Origin of the sequence: Desulfomonile tiedjei DSM 6799 (genome assembly GCF_000266945.1) — a bacterium.
In the GTDB taxonomy this organism is placed as follows: domain Bacteria; phylum Desulfobacterota; class Desulfomonilia; order Desulfomonilales; family Desulfomonilaceae; genus Desulfomonile; species Desulfomonile tiedjei.
Map to the genome: position 1 here is coordinate 3,655,286 of NC_018025.1, position 23,721 is coordinate 3,679,006.

Consider the following 23,721-nt stretch of genomic DNA (forward strand, 5'->3'; position numbering starts at 1 on the left):
GAGTGCTGCATCCGGTCGATCTGCATTGTCGAATCGTATACCAATTTGCTTTCAAAGTTGGCCGAAAATCCCCTCCAACCCCCCTTTATAAAGGGGGGAATGGGGGGATTTTCGGCCAACTTTGAAAGCAAATTGGCATTAATTCTTTCTATGGAATTCGGCGAACTGTTTTTTGCTCCGCGGTCCGTCCGAGAAGTTCGAGCAAGGCATCGAATACAGTCCATGCTGAGAGGGATTGCAGGCACTCACGATTATCACAAGTCCGTTTTCTGCATCCGAGGCATGTCAGGTCTTCTCTCCTGACCACAAGATGACCCGAACCGTACGGCCCGACTTTCTCCGGTTCTGTAGGTCCGAAAAGAGCCACCACCGGAGTACCCGTGAATGCGGCAATATGCATCGGGCCGGAATCCACACCAACGTAAACGTCGGAAAGACTCAGGAGGGCAACTGATTCTGCAAGGCTCAGCTTGCCTGCTGCAACAACCGGAACGCTCCTGGTCAGTGCCATGATTTGATCGATGTACGGGCGGTCTTCCGGGCTTCCTGCAAAGATAACGGCTGCCGACGTCTGTTCCGCTACCAGATCGGCGAACTCCGCCCACGCGGGGACAGTCCAGAATTTGGTTGTCCAGCGCGCCGAAGGATTGGCATAGATAATCTGTCGATCGGTGCGAATCCCCGATTCTCTCAGGAATTTCTCCACGGAGCCACGTGCGCCTTGGTTAATCTCGATTCGAAAATCCTCGGGTTCGGGTAAGCAGTTCAAGAAACGGGCAAAGACGAGATTCTTGTCCACCGCGTGGGGTTCGTCCGCTCGAGTAACGAGCCGATGGTGCTGGAAGAACGTGTTGAATTCTTTCGCATCTGCGAACCCGATCCGCACCCCTCCAGGATTTGTGAGCCCGAGAAAACCGCTTCTCAGAGAGGCATGAAGATCCAGCACGATATCGTAAGGAGCTGCACGAAACTTCCTCCGCAACTCTTTCAAGGTCCTGAACGTCGCCCTTGCAGCTTCTCCGTATATGCCTTTCTTCGCCTGAGGATCGCTCGTGGAAGGTATGGAAATAGGAATGATGTCGTCAACACATCGATCGGGTTCCAGCAAAGGAGCAAACCCCTTTTGCACAATCCAACCGATATGGCAGTCCGGATGACAGCGCTTCAAAGCATGCACCAGAGGCAGAGCATGAACGACGTCACCAAGTGAACTCTGCTTCACGATCAGTATGCGTTTTCCGGAAATATCCATGTGCATCCAAGAAATCTTACTGATCCATAATCAGAGAGCAAGATCGGGGAGGAACTTCTTGTAAGAAGTTCCTCCCAATATTACTCTTCTGATTGCGGCATCAGGTGGCGGTTATTGTTCGTCTGAGGAGAGAAATCAGTTGCATCTCTTCCCGGACTACGGTTCGCAATCGCAGTGCAAACACGTTTGCCTTTTGCAAGAACCAGAGGGGCAGTTTTACACGATCCTTTTCGGTCATTATTACGCCTGACTCCCCTGCCCTGTTCAGCACGTGCTCCAGTTGACTATTGTCCGGCCTGTGGTGGTCACGGAAAATTACGTGGTCCTTAACCACACATCCGAGTTGCTCGGCCGATTTCCGGAACCGCTCCGGTCCGGCAATTGCTGACATGAGAACCACTTCTTTTCCTGAGAAGTGAGATCCGGACACTGTGTCCTCGTACGTAAGCAAGATATCCGATTCGAAGCTGCAATGAAATACTGCTGATTGTTCGGTATAAGGCAATGCTCGGGGAGGGATGTACTCAATTCCCGACAGCATGATAATGTCGGCTCGCTTCAGTGCTGATAAAGGCTCACGAAGACTTCCGAAAGGAAACATATGATCCTCGGTACCGTTCATGAGCACGATATCGAGTCCACGGTCCAGAGGGAGGTGCTGAAATCCGTCATCGAGGATCACCGCATCGACCCCGAACAACGTGTGTGCGGCTCTCACTGGATGGATTCTTCTCTTTCCCACAATAACCGGAACCTGCGGCAACCGAGCTGCTATAAGGTAAGGTTCGTCCCCTGATACTGACGGATCGACTATGGGATCGCCTGATACCCCGTCTCCCACTACGAGGAAATCTTTGCGATTTGACCCCTTGTAGCCTCTGCTCACCACGGCTGGTTTGAAGCCTTCTCTCCTGAGCAGTTCTGCCAGATAGATGACAAACGGGGTTTTGCCACTGCCTCCCATGAGCAGGTTTCCAACAGATATCACCGGAACGGGGGGAAGAATGCTCTGCAACGCACCGACACGATAGGCCTGTTCTCTCAGTTTTTGAACCAGATAATAGCCTGCAGCGGGTATGCGCAGAAGCGATGAAGTCATTCTTGGCTGCTCACTCAAATTTGGGACCTTCTCTGTGAAGATTACCCATATTATCAAGAGACTCTTGGCATTGTCCGGAGTCCATTTCCCCAGGACTACAGATCTACCATTCTCTCGAAATGTACGTAATGTGACCAAAGTCTGCTTGGGGTAAATACGGTGAGTACTTTCCTTGATCGGAATTGAGGTTTGAGTATTTTCTTCGGTAGTGATCGGCCTCCGTGCCGGTCATTCAAGGTGGGTCGGCAGAGACTGTCTCAAAATTCTCGAGTGCACAACACATCGTGCCACGATTCTCCATCCGAGTAGGGACAGATCTCGTGCCTGCCCTTATTTGGGCGGACACTAGGCCCGCCCCTACAATCAGGCCGGAAACATCACGAGAACTTCGTGCCACGATCTGGGATAACTTTCGAGTTTTGAGACAACCTCGTGACGCCGGCCCTACAAAATCTACCGAAGGAGCGTCACCTCTTATCGACACCATATTTGCGCCAGCGAGCACCAAGGGTCAGTCACATAGTCAAAAAGATTTTCCCGACTCGCAGTCTAAAACGCGAGCTACTTGCTTCCAGCCTTCGATTCCGGCATCAATCCTGCGGCTTCCAAATTCTTTTCCCCATTCTCATTGAGAGAGAACTGCAGAAAATACAGCCGAGCGAATTCTCCGTCGCGAGAGAGAAGCTCGTCATGGCTCCCCTGCTCTGCCACGGTGCCATTCATAAGGACGTAGATCCTGTCAACGTTACGGATTGTGGACAGCCGATGGGCAACGACAACGGTGGTCCGGCCGCGCATCAGCTCTTCCAAAGCGCTCTGGACAGCTCTTTCCGAATCTGAATCGAGATTGGATGTAGCCTCGTCCAGAATCAATATGGGAGGATTCTTCAAGAGCGCTCGCGCAATGGCTATTCTCTGACGTTCCCCTCCAGAGAGCTTGATACCGTTTTCCCCTATGATAGTGTCGTACCCGTTAGGGAGAGTTGCTATGAAATCATGCGCATGGGCCGCCTTTGCTGCGTCCACGACCTTTTCCAGGGAAAGATCCGGCCGCCCGTACGCTATGTTGTTCCGAATAGTATCGTCAAACAGAATAGTCTGCTGCGTAACCACCCCGATCTTTTCGCGCAGGGATTTCTGGGTAAGGCTGCGGACATCCTTCCCATCGACGAGAATGGCCCCGGAATTGACATCATAAAACCTGGGAATAAGATCCAGCAGCGTGCTTTTTCCCACACCGCTTTCACCCACGATGGCAATTGCTTCACCGGGGTTGGCTCGAATGCTCACTCCTTTGAGGACCATTTGATCTTCGTACCCGAAAAAAACGGTGTCGAAGACTACTTCCCCGGTGCACGTCTGCAACTCGACGGCATCCGAACGATCCGTGACGTCAGGATCGGCGTCCATCAATGCAAAAATCCGCTCTCCGGCGCTGATTCCTTCCTGGATGGTGCTATTCGCTTCATTGATGCGCTTGATCGGTTCGTAAAGCATGAACAGAGCAGCCAGGAAGCTGAAGAAAGTGCCCTGTGTGGATATCCCGTTCACTACCTGGTAGCCGCCGTAGAACACTATGGCGCAGACTCCGAATCCCCCGAGAGTCTCCATCACGGGATTGGAAAGTGCACGTACCTTGAATCTCCGCATGAACGCGTTGAATAAGGTTTGATTTACTTCTCTGAATCTGGAACGTTCGTAATCCTCCATGGCAAACGCTTTGACTATTCTGATGCCCGTGATCGTCTCGTTCAAACGCTGGGTAATGTCTTCGAGCGATACCAACATTCGTCTCGAGTAACGCTTCAGTCTCTTTCCGAAAGAAAGCAGAGGATACACAGCGAGGGGAAATACCACCATAGCCATAAGCGCCAAAGTGAAATCACGGTAGAAGACCACACAGATGAGCGCAATCACTGTAACCGCATCTCTGACAATACCTGTGATGGCGCTGGTCATTGCTCCCTGAACGAGAGAAACGTCATTATTCATCCTGGAAAGAAGCTCGCCCGTGGAATGCCGGACGAAGAACCCCACTGACATCTGTTCCAGTTTTGTGAACATTTCTTCTCGCAGGTCGCGGATAACACTCTGGCCCACGTACGCCATGAGATAATACTGGGCAAAGTCGCACACTCCCTTGACCACGTAGACCACGGCAACGATCAGGGGGATGAAGATCAGCATGGCCAAATCTTTTTTCAGGAAGATATCATCCAGCGCAGGCTCCACAAGGTAAGCAAGAGAGGCTGTGGCCAGGGCCACTCCGATCATACATACGCCGGCAACGATCAGTTTGAGAAGGTACGGCGAAAGATACCGCAGAAGTCTCCTGTAAACATGCACAACAATTACTCCGTCACCGGCCCGTCCACGGGAATTCCTACTATGGAAATCTTAGCTCCATCTGCTTTACGGACCGTTTCGCTGAAATCCGTTATCATCGTTTTCCCGGTCTCAATTGCAAGAACCCGAGCACGAGCAGCTATCATGCTGTCTATAGTGGACGGTCCTATCCCGGGAACGTCGAATCGCATGTCCTGCTGAGGCTTTGCCATTTTCACGACAACCGTATTGGATACCCCGAGTTCCCCTGCCCTGCGTATCGCTTTGTCGGTACCTTCGATTGCTTCGACGGCGATCACAGCGGCATTCTTGACCACTACGGTCTGGCCGATATCCAGTGCGCCTATGCCGCGGGCCATGGTTCGCCCGAAGGCAATGTCCTTCCATTGGATGTCATTGGGAGCCCTCTTGGTGAGCACTCCGGAGGATGCCATGAGCTTTCCTGCCCAAGGGGTAATCTCATCGATGAGTATTCCGTCTTTGCGGAATTCTTCTGCAATTGCAGCAAGAATTGTGTCGTCGCGCCAATCCTTGAGGGATCTGATCATCCTGAGCGCTCTGCCGTCGGGCCGCAAATTCCAAATCTTGAGAAGGTTCGATTTCTCGATCTTCCCTGCCATGACGATTTTTTCCACGCCATGGGACTTAAAAATCGAAATGGCCTTTTCCAATTGCCCGAGTTTTAACCAGAATGTCTCTCCGACAATGCGCTCAAGGGAAGGATCGGTCAAGCCGGGAAAAGCAATCGCAATCACCTTGAGTCCGCGTGTGGAGGCCTCATCCGCCACATGGAGCGGCAAGACGCCCATTCCTGCAATAAGGCCGATACTCGAAGACATTAAACAGGCCTGAATGCATGACGGCTCAAAGATACTCGTGCAGTCCCGCGTCTGGATGTGGCCAGGAACTCCGCGAACCTTAACGCTTGCGGAGAATGGCCCATTTCAGCGCGGATCTTCTCCACCGCCTGTTCAACTCGCAATGACGATCTGAACGCCAGTTTGAAAGCTCTCTTCAGGTGACGAATCGTTTCCGGGGAAAAACCGTTTCGCCTGAGCCCGACTTCATTCAGGCCGTACACGTAAATTCGAGCCCCTGAAGCCAGTGTGTACGGGGGAACATCTTTGGCGACACCTGATACCCCACCCACCAGGGCAAATTCACCCACTCGTACGAACTGGTGAACTGCGACCAATCCTCCGAGAATCGCTCGTTCACCCAACTCGATGTGTCCTCCGAGATGTGCAGAGTTCGCCATCACCACGCCGTTTCCCAGTATGCAATCATGAGCGACGTGACAATAGGCCATCAAATAGCTCTCGTCGCCGACTATGGTTTCTCCCTTGCCCCGAACTGTTCCTCTGTGGATCGTCACGTATTCACGGATAATGACGCGAGCCCCGATTTTGACCTTGGTTTCTTCTCCTCTATACGAGAAGTCCTGAGGCGGGCCGCCGATGGAAGCAAACTGTGAAATGCGAGTATGGGGTCCTATAGTAGTGTGCCCCTCTACCACCACATGAGGCCCGATTTCGCAGCCCTCACCTATCACCACATTAGGTCCCACGACGGTGTATGGACCTATTGAAACGCCGTCTCCTATAACCGCCCCTGGATGCACGACAGCCATGGAATGAATCATTATTGGATATCCTTGCGATTGAACGAAATGTATTTCTCAAGTTTTCTGATGCGGTCCATCATTTCCGGCAGCTTCTTGAATAGGGTCTGAGCTCTCAGAAAGACGTGTCTCGGCATGGCGGGCACAGAACCGGCCATAATCGAACCTGCGGGGACATTCCGATAAATTCCCACACGGGTAGCGAGAATTACGCCGTCTCCTACGGAAACGTGATCTCTGATTCCTGCCTGTCCGCCGATAAGTCCGTATTTTCCGACTGAAGAACTGCCCGCTATTCCCACCTGGGAGGCAATAACGGTGGAGTCGCCGATTTCCACGTTATGAGCGACCTGAACCAGATTATCGAGCTTGACGTCTCTGCCGATGCGAGTAACGCCGCTCAATGCTCTGTCTATGGCCACCAACGCTCCGATTTCCACGTCATCGCCGATTTCCACTGTACCGCTGTGATATTTCTTAACGTTGACCGGGAGACCGCGTTCGTCAACGTCCCTGCAGAAGCCGAATCCGTCCGATCCTATTACCGCGCCCGAATGGATTATGACCCGCTTCCCGATGGTAACTCCCCGGTACACACTCACATTGGGAAAAATCCTCGTGCCCTCGCCGATGCTTACGCCTTCACCTATGACCGTGTGGGCACCGATAACACAGCGGTCCCCAATAGTCGCGGCCTTGCCTATTACAGCAAATGGCCCCACGTGAACGCCTTTACCTAGAGAAGCGTCCGGGTGAACGTCAGCTCTCGGGGATACAGCCGGAGTTTCATCAGCGTACGGGTAGTACACTGCGGTAAGACGCGCGTAATCGGCTTCCGGATTGCGCGATCGTATGTGCGGAAGATCACCCGGGTCAAGCCCTGACGGAAGAATAACCGCTCCCGCTGAACTCGCAGGGAGCTTGTCAAGGAACTGCTGGCTTACGACATACGTGATATCGGATGGTCTCGCATATTCCAAAGGTCTGATACCGGTAATTGCCGGCCCGGGTCGAACGGACGGTTCTCCGCCAATCATCCGAGCCAGCTCTTCGAGAGTAAAGGACATCATCGAAATGTCTCTTTATTTGGGTCCGGCTTTAGGTTTGGGTGGTGCCGGAGGAGCAGGCCTCGCCGTTGTATCCGGTGCTGCGTCATACAGCTTAATGACTTCGTCCGTCAGGTCCAGAGAGTCGTCGAAAGAAAGCATCATCATGGAATTGAAGATCGCTGTAAGCTTTTTATCGGTACGGAGCTTGGCGACAACTTTGCTGATGTCACGGATGAAGACCTCTTCAACTTCTCGCTGCTCGTTCTGAAGAGAATTCTGCGCTTCCTGCTCCGCCAGCTTGTATTCCACTTCCTTTATGCCCAAATCTTTCATCATTTTTTCCCGGGCATCGTTTTTCAGCATTGCGCTTTGCTTTTGGATCTGTTCCTGAAGGCTCATCATTTCGGCTCTTTTCTTCTCCAGTGCAGCCTTTTTGGTCTCCGCCAATTGCTGCACTTTTTTCTGTAATTGTTGGGCCTTCACTGATTTCCTGGAGATAAGCTGAAGATTGACGAACGCGAACCTTTCCTCGGCCCAACAGACGCCGGACGTCACTATTGCGGTGGCCAGGACAGCACAGATTGTCGCAATGTACAATTTCTTCATCGAAATCACTCCTTTTTTGATCGATCCCGGGCTGCAGGACTCTGCAAGGAGAGCGAGAAGCGGCAGCCCGGAGTTTAGATTGAACCTTTTCCTGATTCAAATGATTTATTATGAAAAATCAAAGCCCAGTGCATGAGCCTGGACCAACGTAGTCAAACAATGCTGCAAACAGAGTCTAAAAGAGGGCGCCCATTGAAAAAGCGAAAGCGCCCGGGTCTTCACCTTTTTCCGGTGCAAGTTTCCAGCCGTATTCCAGTCGTACAGGCCCCATAGGCGAGACCCACCGTATGCCTAAACCCGCGCCTGCTTTCAAAGTGGTGAAAAAAGGACTTTCCGAAACATTCCAAGCGTTTCCGGCATCTGCAAAGACTACTCCGTTGAGCTTCAACTGTTCAATGACCGGAAAGAAAATTTCGAGATTACAGTACAGAGCTCTGTCACCGCCAATCACATTTTTATATACATCCTTGGGACCGATATCCCCGTACCTGTACCCGCGTATGCTGTTAATGCCCCCAAGAACAATACGACGATCGAAGGGAATGGGTTCAGCTCCAAGTTCGGATAACATGGACCCACTCGCCCGTACTTTGAAAATAGACTTCCAGTATAAAGCGTGATAGTACGTTGCTTCACCGTAATAATTCGCGAACGAAACGTCGCCGCCAAACCCTGAAAAACGGCTGCCAAAGTTAACCCTGCTACCGCCCGTTGGGATAACTGAGTTATTTCGTGTGTCCCGCGCAAAACCGAGCGACACGGAATTCTCTGAAATGTTCATGTATTTCTGGGCTGTTACACCATATCGTTTGTAATAGTCCACAACAGATCGTGCAAACACCGGTTCGAATCCGCTGAGCTTATTCGAATCCCTCGCGATTCCCGTAGTCATTCCCCAGGATCCATAGATAGGAAACCCGAGATGCGCAGAGAACCCGTCGCTTTCTCTGAAGAAATTGGTTTCCTTATTCATGTTCTTATATCCCCTTAAGGATCCTGTCATCTGAGTATCGAACATCCAGGGATATGTTATCGAGCCTTCGTACGTGGTCCGTCGACCGGAAATATTGGTTTTCGCATTTGCCACTATACCTAATCCCAGGAGGTTCTTTTCCTGAAGATTCACATTCCCCATGGCACCGTCCTGAGACGAATAACCGAGACCCGCAGTGAGCGACCCGGTCTTCTTCTCAATTACTTCAACATCCACGTTCATTTCATCGGGCTTCGATCCGGGAGTGGTCTTCAGCTTTACTGCTTCGAAAAACTCCGACCCTTCGAGGCGATTCTTGGTAGCTTCAAATTTATCCGCGTTGTACAACTCGCCTTCACTCATGTCGAGTTGTCTTCGGATCACCTTGTCCCGGGTACGCTCATTTCCGTGAATGTCGACTCGTCCGATACGGACGGGGTTACCTTTGGTTATTTTGTACGTGATGTCCAGGAACTCGTGCTCATCATTTATTTTTTGCCTTGGTTCGACATCTGCGTATGCATATCCGGCGTTGTTATAAATCCTTGTAAGATTCTTGATGTCTTCGGCAACGAGCGATCGTTGGAACCATGTCTTCGGTTTAACGCCCAGCTTTTGCAGCAATTCTTCTTTGGTTTGCCCTTCGAGGATATCTCCGTCAATGTTCACTTCTCGTACTTGATAGCGATTGCCTTCCCGAACCGGAATCGTCAGGGTGACTTTACCATCCCGGATGTCTACTTCCGGAGCCCCTACCTGGACGTTTACGAATCCCTTCTCCATGTAGTACTGCATGACCCGGAGTCGATTTTCTTCGAGCTTTTCTCTGGTAAAAGTCCCGGAATCATCGACAAACCAGAACCAGCTCTTCTCCTTGAGGCTCAACGCTTTTTTGAGCTCATCGTCGGAAATCTTTTTATTGCCCTCGAACTTTATATCTGTGAGATAACTCTTTTCGCCTTCATTAATTTTGAATATCAGTTGGGCCTCGTTTCGAGAAAGCTCTTTGATTTCATAATCTATTTTGGGCTGGTAATAACCTTTCTTTTCATACATCTTCTTAATTTTATTAATGTCTTCATGAATCTTCTCAGTACTGGCCACTGTTAAGGATTTAGTCTTAATCTGATCCAGAATCTCGTCTTTCGACAGAACAGAGGTGCCCTCGATTTCGATGTTCTTGATGGAAGGCCGCTCTTTCAGGACTATGGTAAGATCGACTTCACCTTTAGGAGTCTCATCAGCCTGAATTCTCACGTCATCGAAGTAGCCCATGGAATAGAGTTCTCGGATTTCATCACCGAGAGCGGATCTTCTGAAGGTTGTACCGGGTTTCATCTCTATCTTGCTGAGAATAGCATCTCTTTGTATACGGTTATTTCCCTCGATTTTGATCTCCCCTATTTTGGGGCGGTTCAAAACTACATTACCGATTTCACCGGAGACTTCTTTCATGCCGGAAATGAGTTCCTGCATATCTTTGGCAGTGGCTGTAAATAATCTCGGCTTCAGTCCTTTCGGAGGATTCAACACGTTCAATTCGAGTGAGTAGCCGCTCTCTAATTTTGTGACAGTCCCCCAAATGGCAATGTTGGCATCGATTCGAGACATGATTCTCGTTATACGGGCCGGATCTACTTTCTTTTCCTGGACTGCCGAGATAAAAGTCTGTCCGGAAATTACCTCGACATCACCTTCCCGGGCCAGTTCCGATCCAAGTGCCGCAGCCAATTCGGCGCTGTAGTTGTCCGAAACCTCAGGTCCGGCAAGCTTGAAGGGAAAGATCAGGATCTTGTGTAATTTCGCTTGCTGGCTCCACGCGGCAATAGGAAAACACAAAACAAGAGCCGCAACCATGGCCTGCAGGATCTTCATTGAAGCTCCTTGAGTTTCCCGCCCATGAGGGTGACCCTTTTATCCATGGCCCTGGAAAGAGATTCTTTGTGAGTGACCACAATCAGGGTTGTGTTGTGAACGGTATTCAGTTTCTTCATCAAATCTTCGATTTCCGCTCCAGTCTCGGGATCGAGATTCCCTGTCGGCTCATCGGCAAAGAGCACATCGGGTTTCATAATGAGAGAACGTGCAATTGCAACCCTTTGCTGCTCTCCACCGGACAACTCACCAGGCCGATGGTAGATTCGTTCACGAAGACCGAGTTCTTCAAGCAACTCAGTCGCTCGCGGCAGGAGGGTTCGACGACGTTCTCCGGCTATGAGTCCCGGCATGATCACGTTCTCCACAGCCGTAAACTCCGGAAGGAGCTGAAAAAACTGAAAGATAAAGCCAAATCGCCTGTTTCGCAACCTTGCGCGCTCCGTCTCCCGAAGAGAGAGCAGATTGATCCCATCAAGCATTAAGGTTCCGCTTACAGGTCTGTCCAGCAAGCCGAGAATATGTAAAAGAGTGCTCTTGCCCACACCCGAAGGTCCGGTAACAGCAATAGTTTCCCCCGGTTTCACGTAGAAGTCGACGCCCTTGAGCACTTCGACATCCTTGGTGCCGTTGGAATAGCTTTTCCAGATGTCTCTTGCTTCATACAGCCACGGTTTACTCATAGCGGAGCGCCTCCACCGGTTCGAGGCGTGCAGCTCTGAAGGACGGGTACAAAGTCGCTATGAAACAAATGGTTAAGGCCACGACGCAAATGATGACGACATCGGTTATATCCGTAGCTACAGGCAGCCGATCGATCGTATAGATTTCCGTGGGAAGTTCGATTATCGGATATCTGGCTATCAAGGCACTACCTGCTATTCCACCGATTGCTCCCAACAGCGTCCCCACGAATCCCACCACCATGCCCTGTATCACGAAAATTCGCATGATACTGTCGGACGTCGCTCCCAGCGCCTTGAGAATTGCTATATCCCGGCTCTTCTCCATCACGAGCATGATAAGGGAGATGACAATATTAAAAGCGGCGACCAGAACAATGAACGTGAGAATGACGAACATGGCTATCTTTTCAAGTTTCAGTGCGCTGAACAGGTTTCTGTACATGTCTCGCCAGGTTCTCGTCCAAAAAGGATGCCCAAGCGATGCCTCAATACGTCCCGCTAATTTTGGCGCTGCGTAAATGTCTCGGAGTTTCACTTCGATACCCGAAACGCCTTCTCCGAGTTCAAAGAATTTTTGGGCTTCAGACAACTGCATGTAAACAAGGTTCGAATCAAATTCGTACATGCCGGACTGAAATATGCCCATAATCCTGAAATTCTGCACCCTTGGGATAGCTCCGATAGGTGTTCTTTTTCCCTGGGGAGAGATTAACTGCACAATGTCGCCTAAACGTAAGGAATTGAGCGTTGCCAATTCCTTGCCGATAATGATGCCTGCGGTGCCATCCGACGGCTTGTCCAAGTCAAGGACGCTCGCAGTCCCGTCAGGTGTCTTATTCAGTTCGATAACCGAAGGTTCCTTGAGATAGTTATCCAGAGAGATGACGCTTCCGGCAGTTCGGGGATCGATGCCTCTTATGACCACTCCCCTAACCTTTCCACGTGTGGAAAGCATCGCCTGACCGTAGATGTACGGAGTCGTCGCTTCCACGCCGCGGAAAACGCCAATGCGGTCCATGAGCTTCCCCCATTCGGTCAGCATTCTGCTGGAATGGCTCATGACCACCAAATGTGACACAGTCCCGAGAATTTTGTCCTTGAGATCGCGTTCAAAGCCGTTCATCACCCCAAGAACGATTATCAGCGTCATCACGCCCAGCATGACACCCAAAATGCTGAACGCGCTGATGACCGAAATAAAGGCTTGCTTCCTTTTTGCCTTGATATAACGGAAGCCTACGCTGATCTCGAAAGCTAGACTCATCCGATCCCTTTTTCGGGTCTCATGTGCGGAAACAAGATTACATCCCGAATCGACTGAGAATCCGTGAGCAGCATCACCAGACGATCGATACCTATGCCTTCACCGGCAGCAGGCGGCATCCCGTATTCCAGGGCTCTCAAAAAATCTTCGTCCAGAAAATGCGCTTCCTCGTCTCCGGCTGCTCGTGCGCGCACCTGTTCTTCAAAACGGCCTCGCTGATCGAGAGGATCGGTCAACTCAGTGAAAGCATTAGCTAACTCTCGACCGCAAATATAGAGCTCAAATCGGTCCGTTACCGTGGGGTCTTCGTCATTCCGCCGTGCGAGCGGAGAGACCTCCACAGGATATTTGTGAACGAAAATCGGTCCCCAGAGCTTGTCTTCCACGAGCTCATCGAACAGAGCCATCCAGAGTTTTCCGATTCCTTCATCTTTGTTGACTTCCAGACCGAGTTCGACCGCCTTGATGAACAGCGCGTTTCTATCCTCGATGTCCTCCACAGAGAATCCACCGTACTTCAGCAGGGCTTCCTTCACGGTGATGCGCTCCCAGGGAGGCGCAAGGTTGACGGTTCTTTCACCGTAAGAGAATTCGTGCCCGCCGATTATTTCACGTGCGAGCGACGACAGCAATTCTTCCGTGAGTGCCATCAGATCTTCGTACGTGGCATAAGCCTGATAGAACTCCAGCATCGTGAACTCAGGATTGTGCTGCGTGGAAATCCCTTCATTCCGGAAATTGCGGTTTATTTCAAATACTCGATCGAATCCGCCGACCAGCAGCCGTTTTAGATACAACTCAGGCGCAATACGCAAATACAGTTTTCGGCCCAGGGCGTGATGAAATGTCTCAAACGGTTTTGCCGTGGCGCCGCCGGGAATCGCCTGCATCATAGGTGTTTCAACTTCCAGGAACTCCCGTTCTACCAGAAAACGCCGTATGTACGAAATAATCCTCGACCGGGTTCTGACGACATCTCGAGCAGCAGTATTCACGATGAGATCCAAATACCGTTGTCGATACCGGATCTCCACATCCGAAAGTCCGTGCCACTTCTCGGGAAGCGGTCTCAATGATTTGGAAAGTATTGCGAAATCATCGGTAAAGATACTCAGTTCACCGGTTCGTGTTCTGAAAGGTCGACCGACGGTTCCGATGATGTCACCGACATCAAGCTTCTTCAGCATCTTATACTTGTCGGTTCCGACATGATCTCGCGACGCATATGCCTGGAAATCGCCCGCAGCGTCTCTGAGTCTCAAGAAGGCGGCTTTTCCCAAAAGACGGATCGCCATGATGCGACCGACCATTTTGACGGGATCGGCGGACTCTTCCAGTTCTTCCACGTGAGCAAAATTCGATTTGAATACCGAGGAATTGATATTGGGAACAAAGCCCACGGAATACGCAGGTATTCCCAGATCCTGAAGCTCCTGGACTTTTTGTATCCTGACCTCGGTTAATGAGGACACCTGAGTTTTTTTTGTATCTGTAGAATGTTCCTGCAAGCCCTGAACTCTCCGGAGAATTTCTTAAAATCAGACCGGGGTTTTATCTTTTCCCTCTGAAAAAGTCAAGTCGAATGCCCTTCAGAGACCTGAATCTCCTAGTGAAAATCGTTGGTGCCAGCAGAGGAAAAGAGGGGATATCAGTATGAACCCGAGCCACAGGCAAGCGGGTAAAGAAAATGAGAGGTCTCTCGACCTCTCATTTTCATGAACAGAATACTGCTAGTCCTTCGTACCGGAAATAACTCCGGCCATGGAAAACACCGGCAGATACATGGCAATAACCATGCCACCGCACACTCCGCCGAGAAAAACAATCATGAGCGGTTCCATCATCTGGGTGAGACCTTCCACAGCGACGTCCACTTCCTCATCGTAGAATTCCGATATCTTTGCGAGCATGGCATCGAGGGCACCGGTAGCCTCGCCAACGGCAATCATCCTCACCACCATGCCCGGAAACACCCCGGTTTCCATGAGAGGCTCCGCTATGGTTCGGCCTTCCGAGATGGCAGTTCGAGTATTCATGATGGCATTTTCGATGATCACATTACCTGCAGTTTTCGCGGTGATCTCGAGAGCGTCCAGAATGGGAACACCACTGGAAATCATTGTCCCGAGAGTCGCGCAGAACCGGGCAACAGCGACTTTTCGCAGAAGAATACCTATCACTGGTGTCTTCAGGGCGAACCTGTCAATCAGGTATCTGCCTTGCTTGGTATTGTAGAATTTCCTCACCGCAAAAACGGCTATTCCTATGAGCACAAGAATGTGAACAATGTATCTTTGCACAAATTCACTCATATGCAAAACCAACAGTGTCGGTCCGGGAAGCTTTTCCCCTGCACCCTCGAACATTTCCTTGAAAACGGGGACGACGAATACCAGAAGAACACCCACAACACTCACAGCGATGATAAGAACGATGGCCGGGTAAATCATTGCACTCTTGACTTTGCGTTTGAGTGCTTCGGCCTTCTCCAGGAACACGGAAAGTCTTCTGAGAATCGTGTCCAGAATACCGCCTGTTTCACCGGCATGCACGAGGTTCACGAATAGCTGGTCAAAGACTTTCGGGTGTGCCTTCAAACCTTCGGCAAACGTGCTTCCTCCTTCGACGCTGGTTTTCACAGCAGTGAGAATCTTCTTGAATGTCTTGTTCTCCTGCTGACTCGCAAGAATCTCGAGACACTGCACCAGAGGGAGTCCAGCGTCGATCATAGTCGCGAACTGCCGTGTAAAAATGACGACGTCTTTAGTAGAGACTTTAGGCTGGAAGAATTCGATATTTTCCAGTAGATCTTTAGGCTTTTTCTTTACCTTGATGTCGGTGTAGTTCATCTTCTGAAGCTTCGTGATTACTACCGACTCATTCACCTCATTCATTTCACCATCGGTATAATTTCCGGCCTGTGTTTTGGCCTTCCATATATATTCAGGCATGAATTTTCCTCCTGAGCACTCTTACTGAAAACGCGTCCATCTCACCCGGGTCTGATGATCTTCTTGGGTGCAGCCTTTGGCAGGCCGGACATCATCTGTTTGAGTTCGTCTGTATCGGGAGACCTGGCCATTGCATCGTCAAACGAGATTATTCTCCTTTGATAAAGCATCAGAAGCGACTGATTCATAGTCTGCATTCCAGATTTCGCCTGACCGACTTGAATCTGAGAATAAATCTGGTGGACTTTATCTTCACGAATGAGATTCCGGATAGCAGCATTCGGAACCATGATTTCCAGGGAAAGCGTGCGGCCCCGACCGTCGAGTGTCGGTATCAGAGTTTGACACATTACCCCTTCAAGAACGAAGCTGAGTTGTGCCCGAACCTGCGGCTGCTGATGCGCGGGAAAGACGTCGATAATTCGGTTTATCGTCTGCACACACGAGTTCGTATGGAGAGTTCCGAATGTCAGGTGGCCCGTTTCGGAAACGGTCAACGCAGCCTCGATAGTCTCCAGGTCTCTCATTTCTCCGATGAGCACGACGTCAGGATCCTGGCGGAGAATCGACCGAAGCGCCGCATGAAAGCTCTTGGTATCCTGGTGAACCTCCCGCTGATTCACGATGCAAGACTTGTGTTGATGGGTAAATTCGATGGGATCTTCAATGGTGACGATGTGCTCGCGACGGTCACTGTTTATCTTATCGATCATGGCAGCCAGAGTGGTCGATTTACCGGAGCCCGTCGGCCCGGTCACCAGAACGAGTCCCCGTGGTTTCGCGCACAGATCGTTCACAATAGGCGGTAATCCCAGTTCCTGAAAAGAACGAATCTGGTAGGGAATAAGCCTGAATGCTCCTGCCAGCGCCCCACGCTGCATAAATATGTTCGCTCTGAACCGGCTCAGACCTCGAACTCCAAAGGAGAGGTCAAGCTCCTGGTTCTCTTCGAATCGATGTTTTTGGACATCCGTGAGAATACTGTAGCAAAGCTGCCTGGTTTCCTGAGGTTTCAGCGGCGGATATTCGAGAGGAACGAGTTCACCACGAACTCGGATCATAGGCGGGACACCTGGTGTCACGTGGAGGTCTGAAGCGCCTCGCTCAACCATTTCCTTCAAAAAATCATGGAGACTTGCCAAAATTCATTCCTTTCGGAAATTATTCGTCAGCCAACTGTCCAAGATGTAGCGGACAGTGCGAAGATTCGTCTGCTCCCGGGCACCTGAAACACGCTCGGCACTGCACTATCAGTCAGGCATTGTCACCCGGGCCACCTCATTTATGGTGGTGACACCTTCCTTCAGCTTGTTCACCCCCGCCATGCGCAGGGTATCCATCCCCAGTCGGATTGCCTCTCTCTTGAGTTCCAACGCGGAAGCTCCGGCCAGGATGAGTTCCTTAAGTTCGTCGGTAATGGGCATAACCTCGTACAGAGCGACTCTCCCCTTAAACCCGGTATTGGCGCACATTGCGCAACCGGTCCCCTGGTAAATGGGAAAAGTGCCTATGTCTTCCATTTTCACACCGAGGTCTCGCAGCGCCTCTGCCGGAGGATCTATTTCCATTTTGCACTGGCTGCATATTCTTCTTGCAAGCCTCTGGGCAACGATGGCATTGACTGAGCTCGCCACCAAGAAAGGTTCGACACCCATGTTGAGCAGTCGGTTGATGGTCTGCGGCGCATCGTTCGTGTGTAGAGTCGAGAGCACAAGGTGGCCTGTTAGAGCGGCTTTAACGGCAATTTCAGCGGTTTCGAAGTCCCGGATCTCTCCGACCATGATAATGTCCGGGTCCTGCCTGAGGAAGGATCTCAGGGATGAAGCAAAGGTGAGCCCTATCTCTTCATGCATCTGGACCTGGTTGATCCCGTGCAGGTTGAACTCGACCGGATCTTCCGCAGTCGAGACGTTTACATCCGGAGAGTTCAGTTCGGACAGTGCGCTGTACAATGTGGTTGTTTTTCCGGAACCTGTAGGTCCCGTGACCAGCACCATACCAAAAGGTTTATGGATAGCTTCCTTGAAATTCCTCAGAGGCTTTTCTTCAAATCCGAGTTTGGTCATATCCAATTGCAGATTGGATTTATCCAGGAGCCGCATGACCACTTTTTCCCCGAAAAGCGTGGGAAGCACGGACACGCGGAAATCCATATCCCGGCCTTTGCCCAGTTTCAGCTTGATTCGGCCGTCCTGGGGCAATCGCCTTTCGGCAATGTCCAGGCGGGCCATGATCTTGATGCGGCTGACCATGGGATTCTTGAGCTTCATAGGAGGCTTGACGATCTCGTACAGAGATCCGTCAATACGCAATCGCACTCTGAGAACTTTTTCATATGGTTCGACGTGTATATCGCTTGCCCGCTTGTTAATTGCCTCTCGAAGGATATAGTTGACCAATTTGACAACCGGTGCCTCTTCGGCCATTTTGGCGGCATCGTTTGCATCTAATTCGGCGATTTCCCCAACCGCTTCCAGATCTTCGTCGTCGAACCCTTCCAGCACATTCTCGGTCTGCAGTCCCGCATCGTAAAACGCATCCAGCGATTTCTTGATCTGAGACTCTGTGGCGATACTGACTTCGATAGACATGTTCGTCATGAACTTGATGTCATCGATGGCATTCAAGTCCGTTGGATCCGCCATCGCCACATATAATGTCGAGTTAACTTGGCTGTACGGAATCGCCATATACTTTTGGGCTTTTTCCGCAGCAATTAGTTTAACCGCATCGGTATCTACATCAATTTCATCAAGAGAAACGGTAGGAAGACCAAGTTGGCGAGAGAGAAATTCTACAACGTCGTCTTCATCGACCAGGTCGAGCTTAATAAGTGCCGAGTAAATTTTTCCGCCCTGATTGCGCTGGTAATCTGTGGCTCGCTCGAGCTTTTCCTCATCTATAATACCTGCGCGCAGCAGCATTTCTCCAATACGATCTTTCATGGCGAGATTTCTTTACGTTTCCTTAACTGTTGCCGAATTTGAGAGAAACATCTTTCAGCCGATGGTGCATATTACCGCGTTCAAGATCTTTTTTCCAAAGAAAAAATCTTCTTGTGATTTCGCATAGCCCGCGAGATAATTTCGTCCCACACACCATGATTTGGAGAACGAAAAATTGCCTTCAACAGTTTATTTTACGGATTTGACCGCTAGCTGGAAAAAGAGTGTTCCGGCAAAAGTGACCGAGCTATTCGAGATGCTCGATCCTTCACACATTTTTCAGACTAAGGAACTCATAGCAGTTAAGCTTCATTTTGGCGAATCCGGTAATACTGCGCACATTCGGCCTCAATATGTACGAAAAGTGATTGATAGACTGAAAGAGCTTGGTACGAAACCCTTTCTTACCGATACAAACACATTGTACGTAGGATCGCGTACGGAAGCGTACTCCCATTTGGTGACTGCATTCGAAAACGGTTTCAACCGGGAAGTCACCGGTGCGCCGGCAATTATTGCAGATGGCCTCAGGGGTAATAATCAGGTCGTTGTCCGTGCAGACGGACATCATTTTCAGGAGTACCATATTGCTGCTGATATTTGTCACGCTGACGGACTTGTGGTTCTGACACATTTCAAGGGTCATGAGCTGTCGTCATTCGGTGGTGCCATAAAGAATATCGGTATGGGATGTGCCTCCCGAGAGGGCAAGCTCTCTCAACATTCCAACATTTCCCCCAAAGTGGCCCCGAAGAAATGCATCGGGTGCGAAGAATGTGTTGACTGGTGCCGAGGTGGGGCTATCAGCATACGGAGAGAGGGTCCACAGAAAAAAGCGTTCATCAATCCGGAGAGTTGCGTGGGTTGCGCCGAATGTATCCTGACGTGCGCCCAGGGAGCGATCCAGGTTCAGTGGAATGAATCTATACCCGTGTTCATGGAAAAAATGGTGGAGTACGCAGCAGCGGTGCTCAAGGAAAAACGTGACAAATCGGTATTTGTGACCTTCATCACAGACGTGTCTCCATTGTGCGATTGTACCCCGTTTTCCGACAGACCGATTGTGCCAGGGCTGGGCATTCTTGCTTCTCGAGATCCTGTGGCAATCGATCAGGCCGCTGTCGATCTGATTAATGCAGCGCCCGGCAATCCCATTTCGAATCTTCAGGGAGCATTTCAACCTGGAGAAGATAAATTCAAATCGCTCTTTCCGGACATAGAATGGTCACACCAGCTCGAATACGCCGAACAGATGGGGCTCGGAACCAGGGATTACGAGATGAAGACAGTGGGTTAGATGATGTGAAACTGCAACTGTCTCGAGGATGCGCTGCCATGCGCAATGCACCTTGCATCTCTGCCGAGCTGAACTGGTCCATTTGTTATGAAAAATGTGCCGGCACGGAGGCACGGCACCCACCGATTTTCGGGAAACGCTTTTCATTATCGGACAGAAATGATGACATCTGCTACAGACCGACGCATTACAAACGTTCCAGGTAAGTTCTGTCGACCTCTTTTCAGTGAGAACAGCTATTTATCATGGGAAATATAAACCGTCTGCAAGGCAATCTTAAGATACCCGATACCTTATGAATAACTACTAAAGTGCTGCCTTGACAGAATACTCTGATTCATATAAAATCTCGTTTGAAAAACTGTAATTTTTCGATTTCTCTTTTATAGCAACCGTACTCTCTCCCAAGAATCGTGGAGGACGAAAATGATACGTGTGGGAACGCTCTTGATACTGATAATTGCATTTCAGGGGGTCGCTTTCGGGCAAGGCTTATTGGATTCGGTTCTTGGTCCCGGAGGACTGGGAATCTGGGGCGGGAACTCCGGGAGTCAGTTCAATCCCCAGGCTCAGTATGGAGCACCCCAGATGCCTCAGCAGCCTTATCAGCAGCCGGGGCAGGCAATGCCCGGACAGCCGCAGGGGTATCAGCCCTACTACAACCAGCAGGGCGTGTACTCTGATTGGCACACGCAACAACCTGCCATGCAGGCTCCGCAAGAGCAGTACGGAATGCCTCAGGAAACCGTCACTGAACAACAATACGGGGGGCAGCCTCAGTATCAACAATATCCGCAACAACCCTATCAGCAGCAATATGCAGCACCGCAGCAGCAGCAGTACGCACCGCCTGCGCAACCTGCTCAGCGACGTGGGCAGCCCTTGCGACCCGGTCAATATGCACCGGATAGGAATCCTGCTGCACCTGGTCCTATTACGGCCGATGACTTGCCGTCCGGAGCCGTAAGAATTACCACGACAACTCCCGACGGAACCACCATACAGTACTATCCTCCCACGGGTGAGGTTGACGAAGCCCCGCAGGTACGACCGCGGCCCCGACGGCAGGCACCGAAACCTGCCCGTGAGCGGCAGATTCAGCAACAAACCGACCAGACAAGTACAGTTCAACAGGGCAATATCGCCATGCCTCGACCGGTACAGATCCCTCAGGGACAAGATCCTCGTCAAGGATGGGGATCGGCTGTCGATAGGGCCCCATCACCAAGATGAGTGCGGAAGGCGACTGCAGGGCAGCGTATATCTTCCCTGCAGTCATTTTTATGCCGGAATGGTACCAGTCAATCATCCTGCCCCTCCTCCGGTCACTCTTGACGAGTCAGCCTGTGTGATATAGCTTTAGTAAGATTTCTCCCCTCATCTCCTGGAGACAATACAATGGATGACTTATCGTCCAAACGCGAGGCTTGCGGTATTTTCGGAGTCTACGGAGCCGAAAACCCGGCCGACCTCATATATTTGGGACTCTACGCACTTCAGCATCGCGGCCAGGAATCAGCCGGAATTGTAGTGAGCGACGGCACCTCTGTGGTGGCGCACAAAGGAATGGGATTGGCCCCTGATGTGTTCAAGAATGGCTTACCAGCTAATATGAAAGGACATCTTGGCATTGGGCACGTTCGGTATTCCACAACCGGCAGTTCCATGCTCAAGAATGCACAACCTTTTCTCGTAGAGCAAATCGACCGAGCCTTCGCCCTCGGGCATAACGGCAATATCGTCAACATTTCAGAATTGCGACGAAAACTGGAAGCTCGCGGAGCAATCTTTCAGACATCCACCGATTCCGAACTCATAGCGCACCTTGTTCTCCATAAGAAGGGCTCTCTGGAGGAGCGACTCATCAAAGCGTTCGATGAGCTCAAAGGTGCGTGGTCGCTGGTGATGCTGACACCGGACGCCATCCTCGCGGCACGGGATCCATTCGGTTTCCGCCCGCTCTGTATCGGACGCAAGGGCGATGCAATCATTTTTGCATCCGAGACCTGTGCGCTGGATATTATTGACGCGGAGTACATTCGTGATGTTGAACCGGGCGAACTGGTGATTGCCGATCACAACGGAATACGATCGATTCAAGGGCCGCGACGATCCCATTCGGCCATGTGCATATTCGAGTATATTTACTTCTCCAGGCCGGATTCCATGATTTTCGAGCACGGCGTCTACCAGGTCCGAAAGCAGTTGGGACTTCAACTCGCGCTCGAGGCTCCGGTGGAAGGAGCGGACGTGGTGGTTCCGATGCCTGCTTCAGGGAATTACGCTGCTCTGGGATTTTCTCAGGGAAGTGGAGTACCTTTTGAGTATGGCGTCATCAGGAATCACTACGTGGGCAGAACTTTCATCCAGCCTTCTTCCGCAATACGCAATCTCGGGGTCCGGCTCAAGTTGAATCCCGTCAGGGAAATACTCCAGGATCGGAAAATCGTAGTTATCGATGACTCGATTGTGAGAGGGACCACGAGCAAGTTGAGGACGCGGGCTTTACGCGAAGCTGGCGCCCGGGAAATCCACATGCGAATCAGTTGTCCGCCGATTAAGTTCCCGTGCTTCTACGGAGTCGATTTCTCAAGTAAGGGCGAGTTGATCGCCTGCTCGAAAACCGTAGAGCAGATTTGCGATTTTATCGGGGCAGACTCGCTCGCGTATCTCAGCCTTGAAGGAATGTTCAGGGCCATGCCTTTGCCCGCGAAGGACTTCTGTTCAGCCTGTTTCACCGGAAAATATCCGGTTAAGGTCGTCGACGAGTACACCAAAACGTGCCTCGAATGCAGAACCAGCGAATGCCTGCACTGGCCGTAGCATTCCAGGAGTAAGAGTTGGGGAACCTTTTTGCAAAAAGGTTCCCCAAACCCTTCCAAAAACTTTTAACACTTCGCCTAAGTCTCCGTTTTTTCGTTGAAAAACCGGAGACTTAGGCGAACACTAGAAGTTCAAGGGATGGGGTTTAAAGAAACACTTCCTACGAGAAGGGTTTGCCCCAATTACTTCTTGGAACGTATGAGGCTTCATGGTTGTTGCAGAAGGAGTTCTGCAAGGATCATGTCTCGTGGAGTGGTAATTTTGATGTTATCTTCCGAATCTTGCACGATTTTCACGGGAAAACCGAGCCGCTCGACGAGGACAGCATCATCTGTGCCTTCAAATGCGGATTCCCGCGCTTTTTTGTGTGCTTCCAGAATAATTGCTGTTCGGAACGTTTGAGGCGTGTGAGCCAGCCACAAGTCCGCTCTCGGAATTGTCTCGATTGTCGAGTCGCCGGTTTTACGTTTCACCGTTTCTTTAATTTGGCGGCAGGCCACTGATGCGCCGATTTCCTCAGCAGCGTTAAATGTCGCAGTAATTATGTCATGGGAAACAAGCGGCCGAACTCCATCATGAATGGCGACAAGATCCGAATCTCGAACGGCTTGCAGACCGTTCCACACTGATTCCTGTCTTGTGGCCCCTCCCGAGACTACATCTCTGATCTTCTTGAATCCGAAGGGCTTTATGATCTCTTTTCTGCATGATGCTTCGTCTCCTGGAGGAACAGTAAGAACTATCACATCGATCGTCGGATGTTCGTCAAACACCCTCAATGTGCGTGAAAGCATCGGCATCCCGCCGAGATGGAGATATTGCTTCGGGACGGCAGACCCCATCCTGCGCCCTACTCCTCCAGCCGTTATGACGGCAGCACGAATCATCAGCTACGTCACCTCATGCCGAGTCGCATTGAAAGATGAGAGTCTTT

At 50.8% G+C, this 23,721-nt stretch carries 18 protein-coding genes; 3 read left to right on the forward strand and 15 right to left on the reverse strand.

Translation table 11 applies throughout. The features are described from left to right. Positions 1–148: 148 nt before the first annotated feature. The 14 genes from DESTI_RS15490 to pilB all read right to left on the reverse strand — a co-directional run bounded on the left by DESTI_RS15490 (position 149) and on the right by pilB (position 18,667). On the reverse strand, positions 149–1,252 hold the full coding sequence (locus tag DESTI_RS15490; protein WP_014810910.1) for a glycosyltransferase family 9 protein: 1,104 nt from the start codon (positions 1,250–1,252) through the stop codon (positions 149–151). A gap of 100 nt (positions 1,253–1,352) precedes the next feature. Further along, entirely contained in the window at positions 1,353–2,351 is a 999-nt protein-coding gene (gene lpxK, locus DESTI_RS15495; RefSeq protein ID WP_014810911.1) for a tetraacyldisaccharide 4'-kinase, read from the reverse strand. Between the two features lie 561 nt (positions 2,352–2,912). Further along, positions 2,913–4,697, reverse strand: a complete 1,785-nt coding sequence (locus DESTI_RS15500) for an ABC transporter ATP-binding protein (RefSeq protein ID WP_014810912.1) — start codon at positions 4,695–4,697, stop codon at positions 2,913–2,915. A 5-nt stretch (positions 4,698–4,702) separates the two neighbouring features. Next, positions 4,703–5,536, reverse strand: coding sequence for an LpxI family protein (locus tag DESTI_RS15505; RefSeq protein WP_014810913.1), 834 nt, complete (start codon positions 5,534–5,536; stop codon positions 4,703–4,705). Beyond that, positions 5,536–6,339: an acyl-ACP--UDP-N-acetylglucosamine O-acyltransferase gene (gene lpxA, locus DESTI_RS15510; RefSeq protein ID WP_014810914.1), complete on the reverse strand. Its 804-nt coding sequence runs from the start codon at positions 6,337–6,339 to the stop codon at positions 5,536–5,538. Before lpxA ends, DESTI_RS15505 begins: the two co-directional genes overlap by 1 nt. Next, complete coding sequence (lpxD, locus tag DESTI_RS15515; RefSeq protein WP_014810915.1) at positions 6,339–7,388, reverse strand: UDP-3-O-(3-hydroxymyristoyl)glucosamine N-acyltransferase; 1,050 nt, start codon at positions 7,386–7,388, stop codon at positions 6,339–6,341. The genes lpxA and lpxD overlap by 1 nt, the downstream gene beginning before the upstream one ends. A gap of 12 nt (positions 7,389–7,400) precedes the next feature. Then, entirely contained in the window at positions 7,401–7,973 is a 573-nt protein-coding gene (locus DESTI_RS15520; RefSeq protein WP_014810916.1) for an OmpH/Skp family outer membrane protein, read from the reverse strand. Between the two features lie 175 nt (positions 7,974–8,148). Next, positions 8,149–10,821, reverse strand: coding sequence for an outer membrane protein assembly factor BamA (gene bamA / locus DESTI_RS15525; protein WP_014810917.1), 2,673 nt, complete (start codon positions 10,819–10,821; stop codon positions 8,149–8,151). Then, on the reverse strand, positions 10,818–11,504 hold the full coding sequence (locus tag DESTI_RS15530) for an ABC transporter ATP-binding protein (protein WP_014810918.1): 687 nt from the start codon (positions 11,502–11,504) through the stop codon (positions 10,818–10,820). Before DESTI_RS15530 ends, bamA begins: the two co-directional genes overlap by 4 nt. Further along, positions 11,497–12,771 (reverse strand): lipoprotein-releasing ABC transporter permease subunit, encoded by a 1,275-nt coding sequence (locus DESTI_RS15535; protein WP_014810919.1) that lies wholly within the window; start codon positions 12,769–12,771, stop codon positions 11,497–11,499. The genes DESTI_RS15530 and DESTI_RS15535 overlap by 8 nt, the downstream gene beginning before the upstream one ends. After that, positions 12,768–14,279, reverse strand: a complete 1,512-nt coding sequence (gene lysS / locus DESTI_RS15540; RefSeq protein WP_014810920.1) for a lysine--tRNA ligase — start codon at positions 14,277–14,279, stop codon at positions 12,768–12,770. Before lysS ends, DESTI_RS15535 begins: the two co-directional genes overlap by 4 nt. A gap of 222 nt (positions 14,280–14,501) precedes the next feature. Then, on the reverse strand, positions 14,502–15,722 hold the full coding sequence (locus DESTI_RS15545) for a type II secretion system F family protein (protein ID WP_014810921.1): 1,221 nt from the start codon (positions 15,720–15,722) through the stop codon (positions 14,502–14,504). Positions 15,723–15,763: 41 nt separating this feature from the next. Continuing rightward, positions 15,764–16,864 (reverse strand): type IV pilus twitching motility protein PilT, encoded by a 1,101-nt coding sequence (locus DESTI_RS15550; RefSeq protein WP_014810922.1) that lies wholly within the window; start codon positions 16,862–16,864, stop codon positions 15,764–15,766. Between the two features lie 108 nt (positions 16,865–16,972). After that, on the reverse strand, positions 16,973–18,667 hold the full coding sequence (pilB, locus tag DESTI_RS15555; protein ID WP_014810923.1) for a type IV-A pilus assembly ATPase PilB: 1,695 nt from the start codon (positions 18,665–18,667) through the stop codon (positions 16,973–16,975). Positions 18,668–18,842: 175 nt separating this feature from the next. On the opposite strand from pilB, the gene DESTI_RS15560 reads away from it, so the two are divergent. The 3 genes from DESTI_RS15560 (at position 18,843) to purF (ending at position 22,787) form a co-directional block, all read left to right on the forward strand. Further along, on the forward strand, positions 18,843–19,964 hold the full coding sequence (locus tag DESTI_RS15560) for a DUF362 domain-containing protein (RefSeq protein WP_014810924.1): 1,122 nt from the start codon (positions 18,843–18,845) through the stop codon (positions 19,962–19,964). A gap of 426 nt (positions 19,965–20,390) precedes the next feature. Next, complete coding sequence (locus DESTI_RS15565; protein ID WP_014810925.1) at positions 20,391–21,197, forward strand: hypothetical protein; 807 nt, start codon at positions 20,391–20,393, stop codon at positions 21,195–21,197. 165 nt (positions 21,198–21,362) lie between these two features. Continuing rightward, on the forward strand, positions 21,363–22,787 hold the full coding sequence (gene purF, locus DESTI_RS15570; protein WP_014810926.1) for an amidophosphoribosyltransferase: 1,425 nt from the start codon (positions 21,363–21,365) through the stop codon (positions 22,785–22,787). Positions 22,788–22,993: 206 nt separating this feature from the next. On the opposite strand, the gene ispD is transcribed toward purF, so the two are convergent. Continuing rightward, complete coding sequence (gene ispD, locus DESTI_RS15575) at positions 22,994–23,674, reverse strand: 2-C-methyl-D-erythritol 4-phosphate cytidylyltransferase (RefSeq protein WP_014810927.1); 681 nt, start codon at positions 23,672–23,674, stop codon at positions 22,994–22,996. Positions 23,675–23,721: the final 47 nt, after the last annotated feature.